Source organism: Neptunomonas sp., assembly GCF_016744175.1.
Classification (GTDB): domain Bacteria; phylum Pseudomonadota; class Gammaproteobacteria; order Pseudomonadales; family Balneatricaceae; genus Neptunomonas.
On record NZ_JADGEV010000093.1, the window covers coordinates 1 to 3630 of the forward strand.

The window sequence follows — 3630 nt, forward strand, 5'->3', positions numbered from 1 at the left end:
CTATTGTGGCAATTCTTATGATCATCACATTTGGAATTCCAACAAAGTTACTGCACTATTTCTACCAACAAATGAATATGCTGCGTTTTAAACAACCAAGCACAGTTGGTCATGTGTTTTTCTTTTTTGGCCAATGTGCTACATATTCGGTGATAGGTATTTATGCACTATAACCTTAACAAGAGACGCTCAAGAATGGACGCAGTAAACTGGGTCCCTTAGTTGAGTGCTATGTATCTATTGAGGCCTAAGAGTGCGTAAAGTTTTGGTGTTTGGGAACTCTGGTTCTGGTAAGTCGACGCTTGCAAAAGAGTTGTGCGAAAGGGGGGGCTCATCTAGATTTAGATACCTTGGCATGGCTCCCTACAATGCCTCCTTCAAGAAAACCATTAATGGACTCACAGAAAGAGATTTCTAAATTTATAGAGTCAAACCACGGTTGGGTTATTGAAGGCTGTTATTCGGATCTGCTAGAAATCGCCATATCAGAATCCAATGAAATCATCTTTATGAATCTTCCCGTAGATGATTGCATCGCAAATGCCAAAAGCAAGCCGTGGGAGCCTCATAAATATGAAAGTAAGCAAGCGCAAGATGCTAACTTAGATATGCTGCTTGATTGGATTGCCTTGTATCCTAAAAGAACAGATACTTTTTCTATGGCGGCTCACAATGAGCTTTATGAAAAATATACGGGTAAAAAGCGTATGTTCTTTAGCAATGATAGAGTTGTAAACATCTAGGCAGTTTTGCGTCCCATTAATGCGGAATTATGTTGTTAGGCAAATCTGGAGTATCGTAAGAATTGAATCAATTAATAGAAGAGTCGATAGGGTGCCCATACTGTGGTGAAACGGTTGACGTTTTGATTGATTCGACCGACGTAGATCAGCAGTATATTGAAGATTGCCAAGTATGTTGTAAGCCCATCAGTTTTTTAATTTCTGAAAGTGTTAATGGTGAGCTTGCCGTTAATGTTTATAGTGAAGATGAAGCGTTTTAGTTAGTCAAAATCTGCTGTTTTTGTTCGCTGTCTTCGTATAGGATTCCTCCTATAATTTTTGCTGATTAAACTTTTTATAATGAGAAGCTCCAGATCATTAACGTTTGACCAGTGGCACCTTCTTACTCCCTCTAATATGACGCAAAGCAAATGAATGATAAAACGATAGCAACTCACAGCGGTAATTTTCATGCAGATGATGTTTTCAGCATTGCTGCACTTCAGTGCATTTTTCCTTCTTTTAATCTCATACGTACGCGTGATCTCGAACTGATTAGCAAGGCGGATATTGTGATTGATGTAGGTGGTGAGTATGACCCAGATGCCGGCCGTTTTGATCACCATCAACGAGGTGGGGCAGGTGAGCGTGATAACGGTATTCCTTATTCTTCGTTTGGTTTGGTTTGGCAAAAATATGGTTTAGACATATGCAAAGGGAATCAAGAAGTAGCCAGCGCTGTGGATGCGGGACTAGTATCAACAATTGATGCCATCGACTGTGGTTATGGTGAAGGTGTGTCTAAGGGTATTAGCCTAAGCCAAACTATCTCGATGTTTAACCCAACATGGCAAGAAGAAAGCCATTTTGATACGTGTTTTGATGAAGCTGTTGATTTTGCATCACGTGTTTTAGCACGATTCATTGCCTCTGTTAATGGGGGTGTTAGTGCAAAATCAATTGTTGCTAAAGCGATTGGTAATGCTGAAGACCCACGCGTGATTGTCTTAGATAAATACACGCCATGGAAAACAACGGTGCACGCCTTATCTGAAGACGCTTTATATATCATTTACCCATCAGAGTCGGGCCAATGGAGAATTCAAGCCGTACCTGTTGAGCTAGGTTCATTCGAAGATAAGAAATCTCTGCCTAAGCCATGGGCCGGTTTGTCGGGTGATGCGTTGAAGGAAGTAACGGGTATTGATGATGCTATGTTTTGCCATAATGGTTTATTTATTGCGGGCGCGGAGTCATTTGAAAGCACTATGAAGATGGCAGCCATCGCACTTCAAGAATAAAAGATGTTATCTTCGTCATAACGTTTGGGAGAGCATTATGGCTGATATACATCATCGAGTTGGCATCAAATCTTCATCTGAAGCAGTCTATGAGGCATTAACTACCAATGCGGGTCTATCTAAATGGTGGACTAATGATGTGTCTGGCGCAGGCGATGTAGGCTCCACTATTGAATTTCGTTTTAATGGTGGAGGGCCTGACTTTATTGTGACTGGGCTCATTCCCAATAAAAAAGTATGCTGGCAGCATTCAGGGAGTGTGCCTGAACCATGGATTGGTACAGAAATTTTATTTCTACTAGACACGGATAAAGAGCAGACGTTCGTCAGATTTACTCACTCTGGCTGGAAAGAGTCGAGCGATTTCATGGCCCACTGTAGTACCAAGTGGGCTGTTTTTTTGATCAGCCTTAAAGATTCGCTTGAGCTTGATGCAGGTAAACCTTTTCCAAATGACATTCAAATAGACCATTCGTGATTTGGGAGCTGCATATTGCAGCACTTTTACGGCTGCGTTTACCAGAGGTGGGTGGTATTCAGTTAGTATCTCTTTGTGATTGATCAGAAGTATTGAGGTGTCGCCAAGGTGCATAGGTTGTCTGTACGTATGCTATAGTTATCTTGAAGAACATTTATATGAGCTTCATTAGAAGAGGGCTCTAAGTTGTGAGTTTTTGCAAAAGAGTGACTGAGCTAGCTATTTGCTTATATACAGCTCTCAACTTTTACTTTATGTTTTATCCAATTTTTGCCTTCTTATCATTAGAAATAAACAATAAGCCAAGATGTAACCCCAGTGCGATAGTCTCTGGATTTTAGGTAGCGAGTGATCGGAGCGATATGATAAGTACAAGTTAGCGCAAAAGAAGCAGTGAATTTTTACTAACATGTTGATAAATATTGCTTATTTTACTGGAAGTGTGTGTGAATAAAATATCTAAAAAACAAAACAATTGGGGTGGCTTTAGATATAAGGAAGATCGCTGGCCTGTTTTTATTGTTTTAACACTGACAATAGTTGATTTCATCTTGTATTTCACAGTCAACGATATTGCTGTTCTGAGTGGCTACTATCTACTGATGATTATTCCAAAGGGCGTTATCTGTGCATGGAATCATCACCACCAACACATTTTTACATTTAGACATGCTTCTCTTAACCGAGGTTTAGAGTTCGCTTATGCCTTGCACACAGGGGTAACAACACACCTTTGGCGGCTGCACCATGTATTAGGTCATCATTTAAATTTCCTTGATCAAGAGAAAGACGAGAGTCGTTGGAAGCGTAAAGACGGTACTCGAATGGGCATGGCTGAGTACACAGTCAATGTTGCTTTGACCGCTTACACACGGGGTTATAGTGTGGGGAAGAAGCACCCCAAACAGTTACCTCCCTTTCTTATTTATACGGCGATAACATTCAGTGTTGTCGCAATTCTTGTCTGGTTTAAGCCGGTAGCTGGTTTATTGTTGTTTGTTTTACCAATGATCACGAGTCTTCTCTTTACCGCTTATGTGACATACGAGCATCATTCAGGTCTTGATACAGAAAACGAGTTTGAAGCGTCCTACAATAACCTCGATCCACTTTTTAATCGTTTGACCGG

At 40.7% G+C, this 3630-nt stretch carries 5 protein-coding genes; all 5 read left to right on the top strand.

Going from position 1 to position 3630, the window contains the following annotated elements; genetic code table 11:
• The first annotated feature begins 272 nt into the window (after nucleotides 1-272).
• Nucleotides 273-743, top strand: a complete 471-nt coding sequence (locus tag QZZ55_RS19890; RefSeq protein ID WP_293269164.1) for a shikimate kinase — start codon at nucleotides 273-275, stop codon at nucleotides 741-743.
• A gap of 62 nt (nucleotides 744-805) precedes the next feature.
• Entirely contained in the window at nucleotides 806-1003 is a 198-nt protein-coding gene (locus QZZ55_RS19895; protein ID WP_293269165.1) for a CPXCG motif-containing cysteine-rich protein, read from the top strand.
• Between the two features lie 150 nt (nucleotides 1004-1153).
• Nucleotides 1154-2023, top strand: a complete 870-nt coding sequence (locus tag QZZ55_RS19900) for an MYG1 family protein (RefSeq protein ID WP_293269166.1) — start codon at nucleotides 1154-1156, stop codon at nucleotides 2021-2023.
• 37 nt (nucleotides 2024-2060) lie between these two features.
• On the top strand, nucleotides 2061-2501 hold the full coding sequence (locus QZZ55_RS19905; protein ID WP_293269167.1) for an SRPBCC domain-containing protein: 441 nt from the start codon (nucleotides 2061-2063) through the stop codon (nucleotides 2499-2501).
• A 446-nt stretch (nucleotides 2502-2947) separates the two neighbouring features.
• Nucleotides 2948-3630: fatty acid desaturase (locus QZZ55_RS19910; protein WP_293269168.1), on the top strand; the 683-nt coding region annotated here is incomplete at its 3' end.

Coding starts and splice junctions, on each gene's coding strand:
- QZZ55_RS19900 (WP_293269166.1), top strand. CDS start 1,154: ATGAATGATAAAACGATAGCAACTCACAGCGGTAATTTTCATGCAGAT.
- QZZ55_RS19905 (WP_293269167.1), top strand. CDS start 2,061: ATGGCTGATATACATCATCGAGTTGGCATCAAATCTTCATCTGAAGCA.